Source organism: Microcoleus sp. AT3-D2 (genome assembly GCF_036705715.1).
GTDB lineage: Bacteria > Cyanobacteriota > Cyanobacteriia > Cyanobacteriales > Microcoleaceae > Microcoleus.
The window spans coordinates 1-21,382 of sequence record NZ_JAUBVE010000085.1 but is presented as its reverse complement, the minus strand read 5'-3'; the positions used below and the strand labels follow the sequence as shown (position 1 = coordinate 21,382).

The 21,382-nt window shown below is 46.5% G+C and carries 20 protein-coding genes; 8 read left to right on the top strand and 12 right to left on the bottom strand.

Annotated elements, in window-relative coordinates:
* Positions 1-119: 119 nt before the first annotated feature.
* The 8 genes from QUB44_RS26175 to QUB44_RS26140 form a co-directional block, all read right to left on the bottom strand.
* Positions 120-875 (bottom strand): SDR family oxidoreductase, encoded by a 756-nt coding sequence (locus tag QUB44_RS26175; protein WP_333372095.1) that lies wholly within the window; start codon positions 873-875, stop codon positions 120-122.
* A gap of 161 nt (positions 876-1,036) precedes the next feature.
* Complete coding sequence (locus QUB44_RS26170; RefSeq protein WP_333372093.1) at positions 1,037-1,705, bottom strand: NAD(P)H-dependent oxidoreductase; 669 nt, start codon at positions 1,703-1,705, stop codon at positions 1,037-1,039.
* A gap of 159 nt (positions 1,706-1,864) precedes the next feature.
* Positions 1,865-2,446: a nuclear transport factor 2 family protein gene (locus QUB44_RS26165; protein ID WP_333256700.1), complete on the bottom strand. Its 582-nt coding sequence runs from the start codon at positions 2,444-2,446 to the stop codon at positions 1,865-1,867.
* A 111-nt stretch (positions 2,447-2,557) separates the two neighbouring features.
* A complete protein-coding gene (locus QUB44_RS26160) occupies positions 2,558-2,782 on the bottom strand; it encodes a hypothetical protein (RefSeq protein ID WP_333372091.1) in 225 nt (74 codons plus the stop codon).
* On the bottom strand, positions 2,779-2,961 hold the full coding sequence (locus QUB44_RS26155) for a hypothetical protein (protein ID WP_333206627.1): 183 nt from the start codon (positions 2,959-2,961) through the stop codon (positions 2,779-2,781). Before QUB44_RS26155 ends, QUB44_RS26160 begins: the two co-directional genes overlap by 4 nt.
* Positions 2,962-3,164: 203 nt before the next feature.
* Positions 3,165-3,722, bottom strand: coding sequence for a DsbA family protein (locus QUB44_RS26150; RefSeq protein ID WP_333372089.1), 558 nt, complete (start codon positions 3,720-3,722; stop codon positions 3,165-3,167).
* Between the two features lie 422 nt (positions 3,723-4,144).
* Entirely contained in the window at positions 4,145-4,594 is a 450-nt protein-coding gene (locus QUB44_RS26145) for a hypothetical protein (RefSeq protein ID WP_333372087.1), read from the bottom strand.
* Complete coding sequence (locus QUB44_RS26140) at positions 4,554-5,447, bottom strand: pirin family protein (protein ID WP_333372085.1); 894 nt, start codon at positions 5,445-5,447, stop codon at positions 4,554-4,556. Before QUB44_RS26140 ends, QUB44_RS26145 begins: the two co-directional genes overlap by 41 nt.
* Positions 5,448-5,566: 119 nt before the next feature.
* Between QUB44_RS26140 and QUB44_RS26135 the strand changes: the two genes are divergently transcribed.
* Positions 5,567-6,121: a PadR family transcriptional regulator gene (locus QUB44_RS26135; RefSeq protein WP_333372083.1), complete on the top strand. Its 555-nt coding sequence runs from the start codon at positions 5,567-5,569 to the stop codon at positions 6,119-6,121.
* A 198-nt stretch (positions 6,122-6,319) separates the two neighbouring features.
* On the opposite strand, the gene QUB44_RS26130 is transcribed toward QUB44_RS26135, so the two are convergent.
* The 4 genes from QUB44_RS26130 to QUB44_RS26115 all read right to left on the bottom strand — a co-directional run bounded on the left by QUB44_RS26130 (position 6,320) and on the right by QUB44_RS26115 (position 14,982).
* Complete coding sequence (locus QUB44_RS26130; RefSeq protein ID WP_333372082.1) at positions 6,320-6,997, bottom strand: isochorismatase family protein; 678 nt, start codon at positions 6,995-6,997, stop codon at positions 6,320-6,322.
* Between the two features lie 242 nt (positions 6,998-7,239).
* Positions 7,240-7,869 (bottom strand): response regulator transcription factor, encoded by a 630-nt coding sequence (locus tag QUB44_RS26125; protein WP_333372110.1) that lies wholly within the window; start codon positions 7,867-7,869, stop codon positions 7,240-7,242.
* Between the two features lie 7 nt (positions 7,870-7,876).
* On the bottom strand, positions 7,877-14,566 hold the full coding sequence (locus QUB44_RS26120) for a PAS domain S-box protein (RefSeq protein ID WP_333372079.1): 6,690 nt from the start codon (positions 14,564-14,566) through the stop codon (positions 7,877-7,879).
* Between the two features lie 110 nt (positions 14,567-14,676).
* Positions 14,677-14,982, bottom strand: a complete 306-nt coding sequence (locus tag QUB44_RS26115; protein ID WP_333372076.1) for an IS66 family transposase — start codon at positions 14,980-14,982, stop codon at positions 14,677-14,679.
* A gap of 1,075 nt (positions 14,983-16,057) precedes the next feature.
* On the opposite strand from QUB44_RS26115, the gene QUB44_RS26110 reads away from it, so the two are divergent.
* The 7 genes from QUB44_RS26110 to QUB44_RS26080 form a co-directional block, all read left to right on the top strand.
* A complete protein-coding gene (locus QUB44_RS26110; protein WP_333161569.1) occupies positions 16,058-16,312 on the top strand; it encodes a beta/gamma crystallin-related protein in 255 nt (84 codons plus the stop codon).
* Positions 16,313-16,506: 194 nt separating this feature from the next.
* Positions 16,507-17,169: an isochorismate family cysteine hydrolase YcaC gene (gene ycaC / locus QUB44_RS26105; protein WP_333372074.1), complete on the top strand. Its 663-nt coding sequence runs from the start codon at positions 16,507-16,509 to the stop codon at positions 17,167-17,169.
* A gap of 167 nt (positions 17,170-17,336) precedes the next feature.
* Positions 17,337-18,893, top strand: coding sequence for an iron uptake porin (locus QUB44_RS26100; RefSeq protein ID WP_333372071.1), 1,557 nt, complete (start codon positions 17,337-17,339; stop codon positions 18,891-18,893).
* A gap of 69 nt (positions 18,894-18,962) precedes the next feature.
* Entirely contained in the window at positions 18,963-19,541 is a 579-nt protein-coding gene (locus QUB44_RS26095; protein ID WP_333372069.1) for an antibiotic biosynthesis monooxygenase, read from the top strand.
* 36 nt (positions 19,542-19,577) lie between these two features.
* The gene (locus QUB44_RS26090; protein WP_333168007.1) at positions 19,578-19,853 is read left to right on the top strand and encodes a UBP-type zinc finger domain-containing protein; all 276 of its coding nucleotides are present in this window, start codon (positions 19,578-19,580) and stop codon (positions 19,851-19,853) included.
* Between the two features lie 32 nt (positions 19,854-19,885).
* A complete protein-coding gene (locus tag QUB44_RS26085; RefSeq protein WP_333372067.1) occupies positions 19,886-20,818 on the top strand; it encodes a DUF5996 family protein in 933 nt (310 codons plus the stop codon).
* Between the two features lie 241 nt (positions 20,819-21,059).
* The coding region (locus tag QUB44_RS26080; protein ID WP_333372065.1) for a hypothetical protein at positions 21,060-21,382 on the top strand (323 nt) is incomplete at its 3' end.

The following is a 21,382-nucleotide window of genomic DNA, read 5'->3' as shown; positions in this document are numbered from 1 at the left end:
TTTAAGAACTCAAACACGGACCTTCTCGCTGCATAACACCTGATTCGCCTTCAGTGTTGGTGTGAGAACATATCGCTGTCGATCGCTACTTGGTCGCAACGTTTCGCACTGCCTTTCGACTACTGCGCTACATACCCACCATCTACCATCAATGTTGTACCTGTTGTGAACGATGCCAGGTCAGATGATAAAAACAGGACTGCATTTGCAACTTCAAGCGGTGTTCCAATCCGTCCGATCGGGTGAAGTCCTGCCATGTAAGCTTTGACTTCATCCTGCCCACCTGTCGCTGCTTCAAACATATCTGTTTCGATTACCGCTGGTGCAACGACATTGATGCGAATACCCGCTTTGGCATATTGGAGCGCAGCAGCTTTTGTTAAACCGATTACCGCGCTTTTACTCGCGGTGTAGAGGGGGAAGGTAGGAAATGCAACGACTCCATTTGCAGATGCCATATTGACAATCGCACCACTTCCCTGTTTCAACATCTGAGCGATTTCATGTTTCATCGACAACCAAACGCCTTTGACATTGACGTTCATCGTGCGATCATATTCCGCTTCTGTTTGCTCAATCAATGAGGGGTTTTCGCCGATAGTTGCTGCATTATTAAAGGCAATATCTAACCGACCAAAAACACTCACCGCTTTATCGACCATTGCTTCAACATCGGCTTCTTTTGTGACATCTGCTTGCACAAAAATCGCCTCTCCGTCAGCTTCCTTAATCAATCGAACAGTTTCTTCACCTTCATCCATTCGACGACCCACCACCACCACCTTTGCTTGTTGTTGGGCATAAGCGATCGCAGTAGCTCTACCAATGCCCGATGTTCCTCCCGTCACTAAAGCAACCTTGTCTTTCAGCATCATGATAGTTACCTCTTGTTGTGAGTGGTTATGTTACTTGCGTCAAAAACTCAATGGGCAGCAATACGTGTAGGAGCCAGCAATAAGAAGCGCCTCCTACAACCAGGATGAGTACGATCCTGGCTGCGTGCCCCATAAATCCAGTCCCGCCAGTTCCATGCCGATCAATACTGACCTACGGCGATCGGCAACTCACGTTCAATGGTTCGCAATCGTTGCGAAAAATCATTTAAGATACGTTGACGAACTGCATCTGTTTGGCGAACGGGGGCATAAACAATGTGCGGAGCAAGAACGTCAAAACCAGCGAATTGCAGCATCCCTCGCTGAATTGGGCGCAGAATAGCATGGATATCACCGTTAAAACCGCCTGCAAGATAGTCCTCTTCTGTGCTACCTGTGGTCAACGAGAGCATTGTTTGCTTACCTCGAAATCTGCCCGTTTCATAAATATGTCCATTACCGTAAACACGCCCCATAACAAAGACGCGATCGACCCACCCCTTCAAAATTGCAGGGACACTGAACCACCACAAAGGGAATTGCCAAATCATCAGATCGCACCATTCCAGTTTTTGGATCTCAGCTTCAATTTCTGGAATGAATCCTCCAACTTCAGTTGCATACATTTCTTCAAGTTGCTGCTTAAAGTAGTCAGGATCTTTGACAGACGTAAAGTTGCGGCGATCGGATACAGGGTCAAATCTCATGGTATGGAGATCTGAATATTGAACATCATGCCCAGAGTCTTTGAACGTGTCAATTGCTGTCTGAAACATTGCTCCGTTAAAGCTTTTCGACTCTGGGTGTGCAAGAACAATCAAAACTTTCATGTGAGTTATTTCGTTTTCTAAGTTTCTAAACTTTTGCTAGGGCTGGATAATCCAGATAGCCTTTTTCACCACGGGTATAGAACGTGGCTGGGTCAGGCGAGTTGCGATCCTGGTTGCAAAATGGCGGGTTTAGGCATTGATATTTGCTGGCTCCTACACTTAGTCGCGCTCGATTAGTGTGTTTGAAGGTAAGTTGGGATCGATCGCCTTACGCGCACTGTCAACGCCCACGACGGGAAGTGTACCCGGATCGAGCAAGCCGACTTGAACCAATACACTTGCCTGATCCCAGTAAATGTGTTCGTGAGCTAGTTTGCCGTCACGGAACTGGACGATCGCTACTACTGGCACTTCCACCCGTTTTCCGGTGGGAGCAACGCCAGGTAGCATCCAGTCCATCTGGATCGTATGAGTGAACGTAGACACCATTTCATCGACGAGTTGATCCGTTCCGATCGTGCGCGAGATTAGGGTCAACTCCGTGTCCGGCGGCATCTGTGGAATGAGGTATTTGGAATAAAACTCGCGCAGTGCTGGTTTCCCGACTCCCCCAGTCATTACCGGGATGTGGTTAACATAAGCATCTTCAACCATCGTAGCGAGGGCATCTTCAGTACTGTGAGTGCCAAACTCGTACTGTAAATGCTCTTCCCAAAGTGCTTGCAAAGACTCCTGGGCTGGTGTCAAATTGGTAGTTGCTTGTAAATTTGCTTGTCCGTCTACAGTTTGCTCTTTGACCATGATTAAATACTCCTGGTTCTATCTATCTAAAGTGTCTTGAGTTCCAATGCTTGACTGCTTTCAGATTCTTAAAATGATTTGTCAGATTCTTGTGATGTTAGTGAACTTGTTTCAATAGACGTATAAGCATTTAGCGCCTGTTTCGCGAATCAGTTTGGCGGTTTTTTTACCTTCTGCGTCGCGTCTGCCTGAGAATACGACCTTTGCTCCAGCAGCACCGAAGGCGATAACTTCGTTAAGCTTTCCTTCGGAACGCTGCGCGAACGCTAACGCCGTTGCACGACCAATTCCCGATGTGCCACCAGTGACTAACGCCACTTTATCTTGCAGTATCATTCTGTTTCTCCTGTTTTAATTTCATCGGTTTGTCTCAGGTAAGTTTGTCTCAGCAACTCAGTGACTTCTTGCGCGATCGCAATCAGGGCATGATTAACTGAAGAGTCGCGAAGAGAACCAGTCTGAGGTGTACCTTCATGCCCAGGATTATTCTTGCCTTGTACTAGTGAATGCGTCATAGAACTATCCTCAATGAAATACTGATTTGTGATTGACTAAATCAATACCCAGAAATTCAGTTGTTGGCATGGTAACTGTTGTCATGGTTCAAAAAGTGGCAATTTTGTTCAGTGAAACAGGCAAAATCCTAGCCATCAAAATTAGATAACTTACAGCACTTACAGACAAATCAGATATGAATTGGGAGCAAAGATCGGGGAACTTAATGACTTGCAGCAATTATGGCTGCCATCAACTCCGTCGTGTTCCAGTGCCCGATATACCGACTTCCATTGATAAACAGGGCTGGGGCAGTCGTTACTCCGCTCTGTATTCCGCCTTCGATATCTTCATTGATGCGATCGACATGCACTTGTTTAGACAACTCTTTGAGAAATTGAGGAATGTCAAGCCCTAAATCATTGGCGTACTCGACAAGATAACCGTTCTCCAACCTTTGTTGATGGTCAAATAAAGTATCGCTCATTAACCAAAACTTTCCTTGGGCGGCGGCAGTTTCGGCGGCTTGGGCTGCCCGTTGAGCATGGGGATAAATCTGTGTTTGTGGAAAATGACGGAAGATGAAGCATAAATAATCTTCTCCAAAAGCAGCACTAAGCTCTCGATCGATCGCTTTAATCATCTTGTAAACGTTCGCACTTCTAGAGCATTGATAGTCTCCATACATCACCAGCACTACCTTGGCACTCAACACACCTTGAATCCAATCTTGGGCTGAAGGCGGTACAAGTAAGGAACTGCGGCTACGATCGTCGTTCATCTTTCTAAATCTGCATCAAGCATGGAACTTTGCAATTAACTTGCTCAATTCATTGCCTGGATGACTGTTTGCATAAATTCAATATAGGAGATCGCCTTCAAGCCGTCGTCTATAGCGAGTTAAATTTTTTACAGTACAAATTGATAGAGTAACCATTCCATCGTGGAGTAGAAGGCTAGCTATAACTTAAGTTAGAATCGGGCGCATCAATTCGTTTAGGAAATACATCAATTCGCAGGTTAACTGTCAGAGTAGGCAGTATCGTTCGTCAAACGTTCCTTTCCCAATAGGACGGATTCCTAAATCGCTGAACTAGGAAATTAATAAACACCTGAACACGCCGCGAATGCTTACGATTCGGTAAATATAATGCCTAAAAGCAGTTCGTCCAGATTAAAATTAACCTGGACGAACTGCTCAATTTATAGTTGAACTTTAGTCTCTAGCAGTGTGACCACATCAGCATGAGCTAGCACCACATCGGGGTTACGCTGAAGTGCCATATCATACTTCACAGCAAAGTCATTTCCAACTTCATCAGGTGTGAGTAGAATCTGAACATCAGCAATGAGAGCAGCGATCGCCTCGGAGGTGATAGGCTCATCAGAGTGGATTAACTCATCAATTTGCACAATCAATTCTGAGAGGCGATGCAACCAGGCAAACTGATCGTGACTGATCGCCAGTTGCAACAATTCACTGTTAGAGACCCGTCCGCGCATCTGTTCGTAACGAATACGCTCTGTATCCAACAACAGTTTATGCAAATGCAATAACTTGATGCGTATATTGGTCAGAAGTTGATGTTGGGTAATGCGGTTTTGAAGCGTGTTAAGCATGAATGTGTCCCATCCTTCCATTTCGGTAATCATTGATCGCTTGCAGGATTTCGGCTTCAGTGTTCATCACAAAAGGACCATAGCGCACCACAGGTTCATTCAGTGGCACTCCAGCAATCAGCAATAGATCAAGGGGCTGGGTGGCATCCGCAGGATTGGCGATCGCCACTTCCTCACCATCAGGTGCAAAAATTACCATTTGCCCATCCTCACCCCGTTCCTGCTCAGTGCCAAACAAACCAGACCCATCGAGGACATAGATAAAGGCGTTGTACTCTTTCGGTACCGGTTGAACCATGCTTGCGCCCGGTTGTAGCGTGAAGTGCAGGTAGATAATCGGGGTGCGGGTTTCAATCACCGCTTTCGCCCCCAACGCTTCTCCCGCAATCACGCGCACCGTCACGGACCCATCTTTGGTCTGAGCCACCGGAATCTGCGCTGATGGAATTTCCTGATAGCGAGGAGCAATCATCTTGTCCCGCTGCGGCAAGTTGACCCAGAGTTGAATGCCGTGCAGTCGCCCACCCGTGCGGGTAAACTCAGCTTCTGGCATTTCGGAATGCACTACGCCTGCCCCAGCGGTCATCCACTGCACATCACCGGGATTGAGCAGTCCGGCATGACCGACCGAATCCTTGTGTTCCAGCCGTCCATCCAGGACGTAGCTGACGGTTTCAAAGCCACGATGGGGATGATCCGGTGCGCCCTTTGCTTGACCGGACTTCAGATTCACGGGACCCAATTCATCGAGGAGAAGAAAGGGGTCAAACTCGGAAAAGCTACTCTTGGGAAAGGGACGACGCACCAAGAAGCCTGCTCCTTCAAGCGTTTCTACACTATTAATGATTCCAGCAACGGTTCGGAGTGTTTGAGTTTGAGTTGTCATACAGTTGCCTCCAATCAGTTATAAGACTTATCCTATATATGATTAATCATATAATAGCATAGAAGAATATAAATTCTATGGGTAGGGCTTGTCCTCCCTGTTCGTTCGGTAAACCGCCTATGTCTCTTGCCCATGTGATTCTGGGTCTGCTCCAGCAACAGGAGCGGACAGGTTACGACCTCAAAACCGAGTGCTTTGACGATTGCATTTCCCATCTGTGGCCAGCAGATCAGGCACAGATTTATCGGACTTTAGACAAACTGGAGTCACAGGGGTGGATTACCTGTACTGTTGAGATTCAGCACGATCGTCCCAATCGCAAGGTTTATCGGATTACCGAAGCAGGTGAAGCAGAGTTAACCCACTGGCTTCAGACGCATCATCCGTTGCCTGTGTTGCGAGAGCCGTTGCTGGTGCAACTCTATTTTGCGGCTCAGTTGCCTAATGAGGCGATCGTGTATCTGCTAGAGCAGGAACTGGAAGCACGGCAAGAAAAGCTAGCCCAGTGTGAGACGATCGAGGCTCTATCTTTGAGTAATCCGACTGCATCGCGTGAACAAAAACTGCATCGACTGGTTTTGGACTTAGTGAAGCAACGGGAACAGACTTATTTAGATTGGTTGGAAAAGGCGATACGTGCTATGCACACGCTGCGCGACCGCAACAATTCGTAGCCAATCAACGTAAATTCCTTCTTCTAAGTTAGAATCCGAACTCGATCGAAAGTACACCCTACAAACTGACAATGCCGATTAGCCTGCTTGTTGGGGCGTTACGGACACTCTTATCGGAAATGCGAGGCGAGGAACTGATAACCAACTCCTCGCCTTCACTTTTTTTATTTTGCGCGTGCGCGTTGCAATTAGCTGCTTTTACACCTGTGCCATTTGCCGATCGAGCTTGGTCTCCCGTCCATCTTGTTGCACAGATTGAGCTTTGTCATAGCTCTCCATCAGGGCGCGGTAAATTGGCATGAGGTCAACCATGACAGTGGCAAACTCCATTGCGTCCGGACGGTTCCACGTGTTCATGAGTTCGCCGATGACTGCGTAAGTGTCGATGGGCATGGCTCCCGCCTGGACGACGCGGGCCAGCGTGAGGTCGGTTGCCATCTGGCTCCAGTTGCCGGAAGCGTCAATGATTGTGAAGACCTTGTAACCAGCGGCCAGTGCGCTCAGCGTCGGAAACGCCATGCAGACGCTGGTGAGAGTTCCGGCGATGAGGAGAGTCTTTCGCCCGGTCTTCTCGATCGCGTCTACCCAAGCCGGGTTATCCCAGGCGTTAATCTGTCCTGTGCGTGGAATGTAAACCGCCTCAGGATTGTGCTGGTGGATTTCGGGAATCAGGGGACCATTAGGACCATCGGGCACCGAAGCAGTCGTGAAGGTCGGAATCTTGGCGAGTCGGGAAGTCTTGGCGAGTGCCGTGACATTGGAGCGGAGGACTGGGAGTTCGATGTCACGCACAAGTTGGAAGAGTCCGCTCTGATGATCGATCAGCAGCAGCACGGCGTCGTTGGGATCGATCATTGTGTCGATGGTGTGGCTCATGGGTTTATCTCCTTTTTCATTCAAATTCAGTCAATGTCTTTTTTCCTAGCTATCTGAAGTGTCGCCAGTTTTAGTACTCAGCTTCTTTCAGAATAAATTCAATATAGGCGATCGCCTTTGAGCCGTCGTCTACAGTGAGTTAAATTTTTTACAGTACAAATTGATAGAGTAACCATTCCATCGCGGAGTAGAAGGCTGGTTATAACTTAAGTTAGAATCCCAATTCGATCGAAAGTACAACCCTATAAACTAACAATGCCACGCTTAACGGCAACAATCACAGCCTGGGTGCGATCGCTCACATCTAACTTATTCAAAATCCGATTGACATGGGATTTAACAGTGCCTTCACCAATACTCAAAGCATCAGCAATCTCGGCATTGCTCATCCCCTGTGCCAGTGCGCGGAGGACTTCTAGTTCTCTTTCACTTAGTTCTGGATTGCTGAGGCGCTGTACCAACTTTGCTCCCACATCGGGCGGAATATACTTCTGACCTCGATGAACGGTGCGAATGGCATTGAGAAGCTCGTCAGGTTCAGTTTCTTTCAACAGGTATCCTTTTGCGCCTGCCTGCAATCCCCGATAAATATCTTCGTCACTATCATAGGTGGTCAGTACAATAATTCGAGCCGATTTAGCAGTAGCACAAATTGCACCAATAGCGGCAACTCCTTCCACTTTAGGCATTCGGAGATCCATTAACGTTACGTCCGGTTGGTGTTCCTCAAATAGCGCGATCGCCTGTTCCCCATTTTCGGCTTGGGCAATCACGCTCATATCTGGATCACGGTTAATAATCGTGGCTAATCCTTGCCGAAAAATGGCATGATCGTCCGCAATTAGAACTCGAATGGTTGTGGCTTGGCTCATCATGATGCTACTTCCGATTGACGGTGACAATAATCTCTGTTCCCTGTCCAGGTTGACTCCTAATCGTGAGTTGTGCGCCGATGCGCTCTGCCCGTTCGCTCATGCCTAGTAAGCCAAAACCCTCAGAGGATGGAATACTCCCAACTCCAAAGCCTTGTCCATTGTCTTTCACGCGCAAACAAAACTGATTGCGATCGTATACTAGCTGCACTCGAATTTCGTCAGCATTGGCGTGTCTAATCGCATTGGTCAATGCCTCCTGCCCCATTCGCAGTAGGTTACTCTCGACTTCAGTCGGTAGAGAATACACCGCACCCTCAATCTCATAATATAAAGTGGTATCCATTGCGGCAGTTCTGATTTGAGCGATGAGACGATGTAGAGCGCTCTGTAAACTGCCCTCCTCCAAAAGCTGAGGACGGAGCGCTACTACCGATCGCCGTGCTTCAACCAATCCAGTTCGTGCCAATTCTTTGATCAGGTTTAGGTGTGCCTGAGCTGCTTCTACATCATCCGTTAGCACTTGGTTCGCCGCTCCTACCTGAGCCAGAATGCCTGTAAACGCCTGAGCGAGTGTGTCGTGAATTTCGCGTGCCATGCGGTTGCGCTCCTCTAAAATTGAGGCTTCTTCTGCTTGCTTCAGCGCCGTAATATCTCGCGCCAGCCAAATCACTTGCTCGTGGCGGAACGGTGCAATGTGAGACGATGTCCACGTTTCTCGTCCATTCAGAAACGTACTGTACTCGACTGTGAGGATTTGTTGGGTTCTCAGCACCTGCTGAATGTAACCCAGTAATTCATCAGCTTGTTCTTTAGCAAAGAGTTGATGCAGTATTTTGCCAGTACAATCCTCCCTATACTCCTCTCCATAGGACGGATTTCCTTTGATTATGTCGATCACTTGCCCTTCAGCAGTCAGGACACACAGCGGATCAGGAATGGCTGAAAAGAGCGCCTGTAGTTCTGCTTCAGAGGCTTGCAGCGCGACTTCTGCTTGCTTGCGATCGCTAATATCCGCAATCACCCCTTCGATGTAGTCACCGTCTGCATTCAGATAAAGAGAGAAAAGCCCCCAAAACAATGTCCCATCTCGTTTTCGCATCTGAGCTTCAAAGCTTCGCACTTCCCGATCCCGCTTCAGCAACTCAATGAGGTGTTGGTGATCGCTGGGATCTGCATAATAGCCTATGACGTGTTCAAGCCCCATGATCTCCTCTGGTGAATCAAAGCCAAACAGATTGGCATGGCGTTGATTGGCATTGAGAAGTAATCCATCCGAGAGGCGGACTCGGTAGATGCCAACCTGCGAGTTTTCAAAGATATTGCGGAACTTGGCCTCACTGCGTTGTAATGCCTCTTCTGCTTGCCTACGCTGGGTGGTATCATTGCCAACCGATAAGATTTCAACGACATCTCCCTGCTCATTGAAGATAGCTTGATTCGACCAGGCCATCCAAACTCGCCGACCGTCTCGACACAGGTTTTCACTCTCGCCTTGCGGGTACAATTGAGGATTACGAAGTAAATCATGAACAAATGGTTTGACATCGCGTCCAGAGGTTTCGATGTCTGGAATGATTGTTTCAAATAAGGTTCGCCCTAAAATCTGATGTTCTTCATAGCCCAGAAGTTTCACCCCATAATCGTTGATGTATCGAATCCGTCCTTGCGTGTCATAGCGAATGATGACTGAATTCGCGGTTTGTAGCAGGTTGCGGTAATTGGCCTCACTTTGTCGTAACGCAGCAGTTCGTTCTGCGACCTGTTTCTCTAAAGTGCAGTTGTAGTCGGCTAGGAGTTTCTCGGCTTGTTTGCGCTCTGTAATGTCCTGAAAGGTAGCGATCGCATAAGCGATATTGCCCTGTTGATCAAAAACTGGTGTTCCCCGTGCCTCAATTAGAATTGTGACATGATCTCGACGAATTTCTATATCTTCAGTCCTGATGCGTTCGCCCCTTAATGCCCGCACAATAGGCAAGCTCTCCGCTGGATAGATTTGATCCGTTCCCGCTACATAAAGCTGATAAGCCTCTGAGAGCTGCTCCGGTGCTATGGAAGTATCAGTTTCTTTGCCTATGAGTTGATTGCCGCATTGGTTGGCATAGTAAGGGCAACCCGTCGCATCCACGATCGCAATTCCCACCGGAATCGCTTCGAGGAACTGGGTGATCTTGCTTTCCTTAGCCTGCAGTTCTGAGTAAAGGTTGGCATTTTCGATGGCGATCGCTGCTTGAGTCGATAATAGCTGCAAGACCTGCGATCGCTCTGGTGTAAATACTCTAGCTGCTAACCGATTTTCTAAATACAATACACCGACCAGCTTGGCTTGATTTAGCAGCGGCAAACAGAAAACAGATTGAGGCTGGTTCTGTTGAATATATGGCTCATTAATAAAAGCACCTTCACGAGTCGCATCATTTAAGGTGACAGGCTTCAGAGTCCGAATCACATATTGAATGATTGATTCTGGCAATTGTTCGGCAATTGGAATAGACTGTAACACCTGAGTCGCACAAGCATTTTCATCGGCATTGAGTTCACAAGCCGCTTCAATTAACCATTTTCCTGAGTTTTCTAAAATCAGATATCCGGTTTGTGCGCCAGCATTCTCAATTAAAGTTTGCATCAGTAATCGCAGCAATTGCTTCAGTTCAATTTCACGAGAAATCGCCTGTGAAGCTTTCATCACTGCTGCTAAATCTAAAGCGGTATGGAAGGGATTAGAGATAGTTTCAGCAGTAATAGGAATTGATGTGGAAGCGGCTCTAGACGACTTAGGAAAGAACTGTGGATAGCGTTTCTCTAAGTTTTTAACTTTAGCGATCGCGCCCCAGCGATCGTAACAATAGTGCGCCTCTTTCATATAGGTTTGAGCAATTTTTGACCGACCTCGCGCCAGATAATGTTTAGCCGCTAATTCATACGCGAGTGCTTCTTCCTGGATATACTCATTTTCAGCAGCACCTGCGATCGCCCGTTCATAAAACTCTTCAGCCTCAAGAAATTGCCCTAAGACTCGTGCTTTTTCTGCCTCGACTAGATAAAATTTATGTAGATAATTCATTGGGGCGTGTTCTGCCCATTTCTGCATTTTTTCTTGGTTGGTGTTAACACAGTTTAGCCAAGCTACTTTTTCAGAGCTTGAAGCATCGAGCGATAGGCTCAAAAGCGCTAGAGAATGATAGAAACAGAATATAGGTAGAATCGTTATTGCTGACACCTCTTCAAAATGTTGCCTTGCCAAAATAGCAGTCTGTTCAGCTTGATGGTGTTCTTCAAATAGATAACACAACATGACTTTGTGTAAATAGAGTATTTGAATTACAGTTCCATCTTTAACTGCAATAGCGTGTGATAACGCCTCCTCTTCATTACACACCCGACCAACTAAGCGACTGGGATTCTCAGACCTATCTAACAAATTAAGAATAGTCTGCCGCAATATTGTCAGCCAATTCGAGGGACTTTCTCGTCTAATTTGGTCGATCGCTTTGCTGTAAATTACTGTTTTTTGTTCCAGTTGAGTAAGTTCCTCTCCAGCAAAAAATGAGTTATGGCACACGTAATATGCAGCATAACCAGCAGATTCAAAGTCTCCGGTTTCCACTCCTTCCTGATAAGCCTCAACCAGCAGTGGTATCGGCTCCTTAAGATGTACTTTCCATTGCATAACATGCTCACTAAATAACTGTAATGCTCTAGCCTTGCCTTTTTTGGTATTCAATCGTTCTGCCGAGGTAAGAGCCAATTGACCAAATTTATAGCCGAGTTCAATGTCTTGAACAACTCCACATAGAACAAATCCGTAGGCAGCATAATACAGCGGTGACCAGATAGTATTACCGTAGTTGATTGATAAATTTACCGTTTTGCATATAATCAGTATCCACAGTGCTGGTAACGTTATAAATGCAGCAGACCCCATATTCGATAGGATTGTTATAGCTGCCAGTGGTTCTGGTGCAGCCACCTCTGGTAAATTACTCAAGTCTTCGATTTCTCGTTCAGCGAGTAGTGCAGCCGTTGACTCCAATTCCCTTTGAATATCTGCCCGACTTGGATTTTCTATTAAATCTATTCCCAAAAGCTTTAACGCTTCCAACCCAGTTTTTAGTGTTTCTTTCAGGTTGCCCTGTGACGAATATCCTTGAATTCTGCTATCGTAAGCCTGCACTTTGTCAAGCACTGTTTTGGCACGATCGAGTACCACTTCTACCAACTGTTCCATCTCATCAAAGCAACCCTGGAGATACGCCGCTTCTGCTGCTTCTGAGTACAGCGCTAAGGTAAGGTCATACTCACTCTGCCAACTCTCTGAATTGAGGAGTTTAAGCCCTGTAGTGAAATACTTAAAAGCTGCTTCATAAGCCGTTGCTGCCTTTGCTTTCTGACCTGCCATTAAATTCAATCGGGCAATTTCAGTTCGTTCTGATCGAGCAGTGACTAGCTCAAGTCCTTGATTGAGATGATCCACAATTTCAAACAACCGATCGGATCGTTGCTCTGGTGAAGTTTTTTCGAGCAAATTGCGACCGATTTGGAGATGAACAACCTGTTTCTGCGATTCATCAATCAAAGCATAAGCCGCTTGCTGAACGCGATCGTGCAGAAACTTATACTCTTGAACTAACAAATCTTCGTCCAAGTCAGACAGAGGTTGAATTAATCCCGCTTGTATTGCTTCTAATAAATCCTGGAAAATTGCTTTCTGTGATTTTTCGCAAACGATCGCTAACGTCTCTAAATCAAATTCAGCCCCGATACAAGCGGCTATGCAGAGAATTTGCTGTGTTGCTTCCGGCAATTTCTGCAACTGACGCAGCAGCAACTCCACCACATTAGCAGTGATATCTTGAGCTTCAATCTCAGTTAAGTTGCACTGCCAACTCAACTGTTGGGCATCAAAGGTCAACAGGTTTTCGCCATACAGCAGCTTCAAAAATTCACCAACAAAGAAAGGGTTGCCCTCGGTTTTACGTGACACAGCTTGGGCTAGGGCGCGAACGATATCAGGATTGTGATGTAATGTCTCAGCTATCAGTTGACTCAACGGTTCCAGGGTTAAGGGGGTCAGGATGATTTCCTGAAGTACTGCTCCCTGGTTTCGCATGCTCTCTAGCGTTAAGACCAACGGATGCGTTGGAGTCAGTTCGTTATCTCGGTAGGCTCCGATCAAAAACAGATACTGGATTTGCTCATCAAGTAAGATGAGTTCGATTAACTTCAAAGTCGCAGAATCGATCCACTGTAGATCGTCTAAGAAAATGACTAGGGGATGCTCTTTTGCACAAAACGCCCGCACAAATCTTTGAAACGTGAGATTGAAGCGATTCTGTGCCTCAGTTGCTCCAACTTCGGGTATAGGCGACTGCTTGCCAATGATTAACTCAACTTCGGGGATGACATCAATGATGATTTGTCCGTTGCTGCCCAGAGCAGTGAGCAGGCGCGATCGCCACACTTCCACCTGCTCATCCGGTTCGCTCAAGAGTTGCTGCACTAACTTTTGCAGGGCATTCACAATAGCGCTGTAGGGAATGTTGCGCCCAAATTGGTCAAATTTGCCAGAGATAAAATAGCCTTGGTTTGCTGTGATCGGTTTATGGAGTTCCTGCACCAATGCCGTTTTGCCGATGCCAGCATAACCGGAGACCAGCATCATTTCACGATGCGGTAGTAGGGTAATGTCTTCTTCTGCTCCCCCACTTCTCCATTCCCCTACTCCCTCATTCCCTGCCACTCTGTCGAACGCCGCTAATAATGCTGCGATCTTCGCTTCTCGCCCATACAGTTTTTGAGGAATGCGGAACTGCTCGGAAACATCTTGCAGTCCCAATGGCATAGGTTCAATTAAACCAACTTCTGCCAGTTGCTGGGCACAGCGTTCTAAATCTGCTTTGATGCCCCAAGCACTTTGATAGCGATCCTCCGCATTCTTTGCCATCAGTTTCAAAATAAGATCTGAAACAGGTTGGGGAATCGTTGCGTTCAATTCATGCGGGGGAGTCGGCGGTCTGGCAATGTGGCAGTGGACTAGCTCTAGGAGATCTTTAGTGGGAAACGGTAATTGTCCCGTCAACAGTTCGTAGAAGGTTGCACCCAGTGAATAAAAGTCGGTGCGATAGTCGAGCATTCGGTTCATTCGTCCGGTTTGCTCTGGCGACAAATAGGCGGGGGTTCCTTCTAGAAGATGGAGACTTTTGAATGTCGGATTGGTGCGACTGAAGCGAGTGGCAATGCCAAAATCAATGATTTTGACAACGCCAGTCCTCGGATTAAAGACAATGTTGCCAGGATTAATGTCTTTATGGATGACATGAGCCGCATGAATTTTGCCTAGAGTATCAGTAATGGCGATCGCCATATTCAAAAAAACCGACAGCGGCATAGGACAGAAGTCTAATTGCTGCCGCATCCAGCATTCTAAGGACTCTCCACTAAAGTCTTCCAAAAGAATAACCAGCGTGCGCTGGCAGTCTTGCTGGCTGTATGCCTTGACTACGCCTTCAATGTTGAGAGAGCGAGTAATTTCATACTCCTGCCGATAGCGAGTTAATTCATGAGGAGAGGGATAATTCTGCTTGAGAACTTTGGCAATCACTGCACAATTATCTTGCTCTCTGATGCCCCGATACACCAAAGAAGCTAAGCTCTCATAGATTTTGCTGTGAATAGTAACTCCAGGCAGGGTAATCATTGAACGCCCCCCGGCGAAAGACTGTCATCCGTTTCCCAAAGTATATCGCTTGCCAAACTCCAGAATATAAAGCTCCTTGTGTGGATCTTTATATCTTGACTTGTAATTGCTCAACTCAGTAGCCAATTAGACTGGTGTGAGGCAAGGGCATGGGAAATAGCCTGGAAGGCAGAGATACTCTGACGGCGAGCCGTATTCACCAACGACCGCACCTGGGCGAACAACTCCGCACCCCAATCGGAGCAAAAGCCATGGGTGACCTTGCGAAAAACCACGCTCCAGCGCAGTGCCTGTTCACTGGAATGATTGGTCGGCGGCACCGTCTCATTGTCGAGGAACAGCAGCAGATGCTTCTCAATAGTCAAGTAGTGCCTGAAAAATTGCTGTCCATCAGGGGACTGGGGCTTCAGATTCAATATCTCCCACAGGCTGCCTCGGAATCGAGAGTCGTATTGCTGAAGCGGAGGCAGCCAGGGTCTATCGTCGTCGGTTCACGGCAATAGCTCGTAGTGACAGCCGCTTCATCCGGGGGGTAAACAGGTCGTCGCCCGCATCAAAGGTGTGGGACATCGCTACCGGATTTTGCATTCAGACATTGATGGTCGATCGGTTGTATGAATGTACTTTCGATCAGATTCGGATTCTAACTTAGGTTATAGCTACCCTTCTACTCCGCGATGGCATGGTTAATCTATCAAATTGCACTGTAAAAAATTTAACTTGCTATAGGCGACAGCTTGAAGGCGACCACCTATATTGAATTTATGCAAACAGTCATGCAAATGGATCGAGCAAGTAAATTGCACGGTTCCATGCTTGAAGGCATGAATATTCAAGGTGCAACTGGGCGAATGATCTTTGGACACGCGACGCGAAAATCTTAACTCTGTGCTTAACTCACGGATCTTAAGTGCTGAAATTTGGGGTTGTCTTGCAGACTTAGTTCATGGCGTGATCGCTTACGTCATCAACCCTTGAGGGTAAACAGCAATACTCCGGACAGTTTTTATATGCCCCAATGGCTTATGCTCGCTTGACTTTGAGGCACTGTGGATAATTAAATCAATGTCAGCTCCACCCCTGACTTACATTTAATTCGACTTTTTTACGCTCCTTGCCCCGCGTAAGCTTGTAGTATCGTTCCAAAAACTGTCCGGAGTATTGAAAAAATTAACTTGCGTCTTAACTCAAATAACTTGACTGTTATAAATTCGATGAACCTCGCACAATGAATATAACGAGCCGCTAGACTTTCTCGAACAAAGTCTGCAAAGCAACCAAGTAACCTTTTCCTTTAAAGCTTGCCAAGCTTTAATCAAAGCGGTCGGACAGAGGAATATCTTCCCAAGCAACATTGAAAGTTAATTCAACATTACCTTGAATTGGAAAAAAATGTTTCTTCTGAGTGGAACCTCTATGAGCGGGACCGTTAAGCTCTTAGCTTAACTACAAACAGAACCATCGCAACTACAAATCATAAGGAGAAAAAACATGGCTGCTGTAGAACTTTATAACGACAGCAATTTTAGAGGAAAGTTAGTAGAAACAAATAGTGACACTGCCAATGTGGGTGATCGTGTCAACGACCGTGTTACCTCAATTGTCATTAATGAAGGGACTTGGAGATTTTTTACAGATTCTCAATTTCGGGGTGCTTCCGCCGATTTTGGCCCAGGACGTTATCCAAACGTTGGTCTTGGTACCATTCCCAATGACTCAATCACATCCTTCCGTAGGATTGGATAGGTGAAGAATTTTGAACTGGTTTTCTGAAAGTATTGATATCTTTCATACAGCGCACGAGAAAGTAATACTTTTGAAAAAACTGTCCAAACTAATGAAACAGACGTTTCACTTAAAAGCACAAGCAGAGATGTTTAGCTTTTGATTTCATTCTGCAATTCCTCATTCACCAATCACTCAAATAGGAGAATTACCTAATGTCTACATTCAAGTACAATCGTCTAGACAAGAATAATGCTGCGGTTTTACTGGTGGATCACCAAACTGGACTGTTCTCGCTTGTGCGTGATATTGGTGCTGCCGACTTCAAAAATAATGTGCTAGCGCTAGCAAGTATAGCCAAGTTTTTCAACCTGCCTACTGTTTTGACCACTAGCTTTGAGGACGGTCCCAATGGGGTCATCCTGCCGGAACTGAAGGAGAAGTTTCCTGATGCTCCCTTCATTCCGCGTCCCGGACAAATCAACGCTTGGGACAACGAGGACTTTGTTAAAGCAGTAGAAGCAACAGGCAAGAAGCAATTGATTATTGCCGGAATTGTCACTGATGTATGTGTTACTTTTTGTGCGCTTTCGGCATTGGAGGCAGGTTATGAGGTTTTTGTTGTCACCGATGCCTCTGGAACCTTTGATGAAGCCTGTCGCTATGCAGCTTGGGATCGAATGTCTCGTGCTGGAGTTCAGTTGGTCAATTGGTTTAGCGTTGTGTGTGAATTGCACCGTGATTGGCGTAACGATATTGAAGGGCTAGGTAATCTCCTTGCAGAGTTTATTCCTGACTACAAAAACCTAATGACGAGCTATGCAGCAACATCAAATGCTGGCTCTGCCAATCGTGAACGCCTCATGACTCGTGTGTAACTGAGTGGATGTTGTCATTGCTCAGCGATCCAGTTCATTTGCAACATTGCAGCAGCACTGGATGATTTCGTGGAGGCTAGGAACGATCTCTGGGGATCGCTCTTAGCCAAGGTGACTGCTGCCGAAAATTGCCAAGAAATCCCGTGTTTTGAGGAGATTGATTCTCAATGAAACTTCTCTTTCAGTCGATTCTCTCATCGTGTCTGCTTTTTGGAGGCTCTCTGATTCACCCATCCCTGGTTGAGTCTGCCATTGCCCAGGATACCTTGCAAGGTCAAGTCACCTCTGTGAATCAACTGGCTGATGTGCAACCTACCGATTGGGCATTTGCAGCATTACAAGCCTTAGTCGATCGCTACGACTGTATGGTTGGTTATCCAAATCAACTATTTCAGGGCAATCGAGCCATTACTCGTTATGAGTTTGCTGCTGGGCTAAATGCTTGTCTAGATCGGCTAAATCAGCTACTAGCCAGTGTAACAGTAGATCTGGCGGAAAGAGAAAATCTACAAACACTACAAAGACTTCAAGCGGAATTTGCATCAGAACTCTCAACATTGCGTGCACAGGTAGATCCCTTAGAAACCCGCACAACTCGATTAGAGTCTCAGCTATTCTCCCCTACAACAAAATTGACTGGAGAGGTCGTTTTTGCTGTGAGCGGTGCATTTGGTAGTGATAGAGCTGTACCACCAGGAGAAACACCTGGTTCTAGGGGTGAGATCGGTGACACTATCATTTTTAGCGGTCGTGCGCGGTTGATCTTGGACACCAGTTTTACGGGGCAAGATTTACTGAGAATTCGATTTCAGGCTGGTAATATTCCAAACTTTAGAGCAGCCACAGGAACCAATATGGCTCGCCTAAGTTTTGATGGTAATACAGACAATCAGTTCATTCTCAATCAACTTTATTATCAATTTCCCATCGGGTCAGATACTAGGGTGACTGTGATCGCCCAGGGCACTTTGTTTGATGTGGTTGATACGATTAACCCTCTATTGGGAAGTGATGGCAGAGGTTCGATTTCCGCATTTGGGGTGCGTAGCCCTATCTATCGTGAAGAAACAGGTGGGACAGGTGTTGGTATCAACCATAACTTTAACTCAGCCATCAATTTGACACTGGTTTATCTTGCTAATAACGCCAACAACCCGACTGCGGGAGCTGGATTATTTGATGGTTCTTACTCTGCCTTAGCACAACTGACACTCAAACCCACAGAATCCTTAAGTTTGGGCTTAACCTATGCTCGTTCTTTGAATGCAATTGAGATTGGTACAAGTAGTGCCATTACCAATGATCCCTTTAATGGAAACAGTACCAGAATTGTTGGGGATAGCTATAGTCTTACGGCTTCCTGGCTTGTTAACCCTGCTTTCAGATTGGGAGGATGGATAGGATATCTCCGGGCATCGGCGCAAGACCTCTCCAATGCTCCTACTGCTGAGATTTTTTACTACGCAGTTAATTTTGGATTTCCAGATTTGGGTAAGGAAGGAAACTTATTAGGGTTTGTTTTTGGACAACCGCCTAGAGTGATCAGCAATCAGTTTGGAGTAATCGATCGTAGCACTTCATTGCACTTTGAAACCTTCTACCGGTTTCAAATGAACGACCATCTCTCAATCACTCCTGGTGTAATCGTCATTACCAACCCTGAACACAACAGCAATAATGACACGATTTTTGTTGGCATTATTCGGACGACGTTTCAGTTTTAGAGTCTATACAGGCACGGTAAGAGCTGTTTTTCTGTTTTAACCATCCAATTTCCCGGACTGTTAAATTCTATGTTGGAAGAACCATTGGCGAGCAATACCAGTCAAGATAACTATCTAGTCACCGCCGTGATTTCTCATGTCGTGAGACCAGGACGTGAACAAGGTTATGAAGCATGGTTTCATGGTATCGCCGCAGATGCACGAAAATTCAAGGGACATTTGGGTGTCAGCACGATTCGACCTCATGATCATGCTCATCCTGAATACGTGGTCATTCTCAAGTTCGATTGCTACAACAATCTCAAAACCTGGATTGAATCAGATATTCGGCAAGAATGGATTGAGCGACTGCAACCCTTAATTGAAAAGCCAGAAGCAATTCAAACCCTGACTGGGCTGGAAACCTGGTTTACGCTTCCTGACAAGCCGATGAAGGCTCCACCCCCGCGCTACAAAATGGCGATCGTGACATGGCTGGGAGTGTTTTTCACGATATCTATTCTCAATCGTTTGCTAGTACCGCTCCTAGCGGAGCTTCCGGTATTGCTCAGAACCTTGTTGGTTACAGGTCTAACGGTTGCCCTGCTGACCTACGTGATTATGCCGCGCCTCACTCAACTCTTTCGCAAATGGCTGTATCCCATTTGATCAAGTACATATCTTGCACATTCACAGGAATCTTCCATGTCTTGTCAACACCTGAACGAATTGACGCTAGAGACTATGATTTCAAAAGCCAATTACCCGGTATTTCGCTGTGAAGAATGCCTTCGGGTTGGCGATCGTTGGGTACATTTAAGAATTTGTCAAACCTGCGGCAAAATGCTGTGCTGCGACTCGTCTAAAAATCAACACGCTCGCCGCCATTACGAAGAAAGTGGACATGCGGTGATTAGTTCAGCCGAATTGGGAGAACAATGGCTGTGGTGTTTTACCGACGAACAACAGAAGAACTATTGATCACGCGCCCCTTTTCTACTCGCGAGGAAATCATGATGTCAAATCAGCCTGCCCTAACAGATATTTGGCCGAGTTTACCCCTGGACGCATGGCAAGAGACCTATGCCACCTTGCACATGTGGACTCAAATCATCGGCAAAATCCGATTTGCCCAAACTCCGTGGATTAATCATTCCTGGCATATTCCCCTCTATCTAACCGTTCGGGGACTGACCACTTCCACGATTCCCTATGGCAGCCGCATCTTTCAAATCGACTTTGATTTCATTGATCATGAGTTGCTGATTCAAACCAGCGAAGGGGCAAGACGGGCGATCGCCCTCTACCCTCGCTCGGTCGCTGATTTTTATCAAACCGTGATGGAAACGCTCAGAGCATTGGATATTCACATCACAATTAACACTAAACCAAATGAAGTCCCCAATCCAATTCGATTTGAGCAGGATGAAACCGATGCTGCTTATGATGCGGATTATGCCAATCGATGCTGGCGAGTGCTGCTACAGTCCGATCGCGTCTTTCGAGAATTTCGCTCCCATTTTTCCGGCAAGGTTAGTCCGGTTCATTTTTTCTGGGGGAGTTTTGATTTAGCAGTGACTCGCTTTTCGGGGCGATCGGCTCCTGAGCATCCGGGAGGGGTGCCAAATCTACCGGATGCAGTGGCGCAGGAAGCCTATTCCCAGGAAGTCAGTAGTGCCGGATTTTGGCCCGGAGCCGGATTATCATACCCAGCGTTTTATTCCTATGCGTACCCAGAACCCGATGGGTTTAAGCAGGCTACGATTCGTCCCGATGCTGCATTTTACAGTCAAGAATTGGGCGAGTTTATTTTGCCCTATGATGCTGTCCGTGAGGCAGAATCACCGGATCAGATGTTGTTAGAGTTCTTGCAAAGCACCTACGAAGCTGCAGCCAGGTTAGGCAACTGGAATCAAAAGGAACTTCAGCAGTTGACCTTTAAGTAGCAACTGCATTCCTAAATTGGCGTTTAACTGGCAGATATTAAGTGGTGAAATGTAGGACAATTTCGCAGACTGGTTTATTGGACGCTTAAACCTTGATCGTGAAGGTCAATTCCGATGAACCTATGGCAATTACTCCAATTTTGGGAACCCGTCAGGGCATTCTGGCGCGATCGCTCCCCTGAGAATGCAGATAAACTCAAATTTCTCCTCACCCTGGAAGGAACTCGTTGGTAATACACCAATGGTGTTCAAAATCTGGCAGCCATCAGCCTCAACACCTTCCTCAATACTGGACATTTCGCCCTGGAAGAGTGTGGAGATGCGATCGCCACACTTCCATCTGTTCGTCTGGTTCTCCCAAGAGTTGCTGCACCAATTTTTGCAGTGCATCGATGATCGCGCTCTAGGGGATATTGCGCCGGAATTGGGTAGCGACAAATATGTAGTGATTAGATATTCATTTGCTCAAAACATAGTTGTAATGATGCAATACTCCGGACAGTTTTTAAAGAGAGATGCGACGCCTACGGCAAGCAACGCTTACGCAATAAATCACAGAAGCGA

What these genes read in the sequence shown, in the direction of transcription:
- QUB44_RS26125 (WP_333372110.1), bottom strand. Translation starts at nt 7,869, where the DNA reads ATGAGCCAAGCCACAACCATTCGAGTTCTAATTGCGGACGATCATGCC.
- QUB44_RS26090 (WP_333168007.1), top strand. Translation starts at nt 19,578, where the DNA reads ATGTCTTGTCAACACCTGAACGAATTGACGCTAGAGACTATGATTTCA.
- QUB44_RS26120 (WP_333372079.1), bottom strand. Translation starts at nt 14,566, where the DNA reads ATGATTACCCTGCCTGGAGTTACTATTCACAGCAAAATCTATGAGAGC.
- QUB44_RS26165 (WP_333256700.1), bottom strand. Translation starts at nt 2,446, where the DNA reads ATGGTCAAAGAGCAAACTGTAGACGGACAAGCAAATTTACAAGCAACT.
- QUB44_RS26095 (WP_333372069.1), top strand. Translation starts at nt 18,963, where the DNA reads ATGTTGGAAGAACCATTGGCGAGCAATACCAGTCAAGATAACTATCTA.
- QUB44_RS26145 (WP_333372087.1), bottom strand. Translation starts at nt 4,594, where the DNA reads ATGATTACCGAAATGGAAGGATGGGACACATTCATGCTTAACACGCTT.
- QUB44_RS26135 (WP_333372083.1), top strand. Translation starts at nt 5,567, where the DNA reads ATGTCTCTTGCCCATGTGATTCTGGGTCTGCTCCAGCAACAGGAGCGG.
- QUB44_RS26170 (WP_333372093.1), bottom strand. Translation starts at nt 1,705, where the DNA reads ATGAAAGTTTTGATTGTTCTTGCACACCCAGAGTCGAAAAGCTTTAAC.
- QUB44_RS26130 (WP_333372082.1), bottom strand. Translation starts at nt 6,997, where the DNA reads ATGAGCCACACCATCGACACAATGATCGATCCCAACGACGCCGTGCTG.
- QUB44_RS26175 (WP_333372095.1), bottom strand. Translation starts at nt 875, where the DNA reads ATGATGCTGAAAGACAAGGTTGCTTTAGTGACGGGAGGAACATCGGGC.
- QUB44_RS26100 (WP_333372071.1), top strand. Translation starts at nt 17,337, where the DNA reads ATGAAACTTCTCTTTCAGTCGATTCTCTCATCGTGTCTGCTTTTTGGA.
- QUB44_RS26110 (WP_333161569.1), top strand. Translation starts at nt 16,058, where the DNA reads ATGGCTGCTGTAGAACTTTATAACGACAGCAATTTTAGAGGAAAGTTA.
- QUB44_RS26140 (WP_333372085.1), bottom strand. Translation starts at nt 5,447, where the DNA reads ATGACAACTCAAACTCAAACACTCCGAACCGTTGCTGGAATCATTAAT.
- QUB44_RS26085 (WP_333372067.1), top strand. Translation starts at nt 19,886, where the DNA reads ATGATGTCAAATCAGCCTGCCCTAACAGATATTTGGCCGAGTTTACCC.
- ycaC (WP_333372074.1), top strand. Translation starts at nt 16,507, where the DNA reads ATGTCTACATTCAAGTACAATCGTCTAGACAAGAATAATGCTGCGGTT.
- QUB44_RS26155 (WP_333206627.1), bottom strand. Translation starts at nt 2,961, where the DNA reads ATGACGCATTCACTAGTACAAGGCAAGAATAATCCTGGGCATGAAGGT.
- QUB44_RS26150 (WP_333372089.1), bottom strand. Translation starts at nt 3,722, where the DNA reads ATGAACGACGATCGTAGCCGCAGTTCCTTACTTGTACCGCCTTCAGCC.
- QUB44_RS26160 (WP_333372091.1), bottom strand. Translation starts at nt 2,782, where the DNA reads ATGATACTGCAAGATAAAGTGGCGTTAGTCACTGGTGGCACATCGGGA.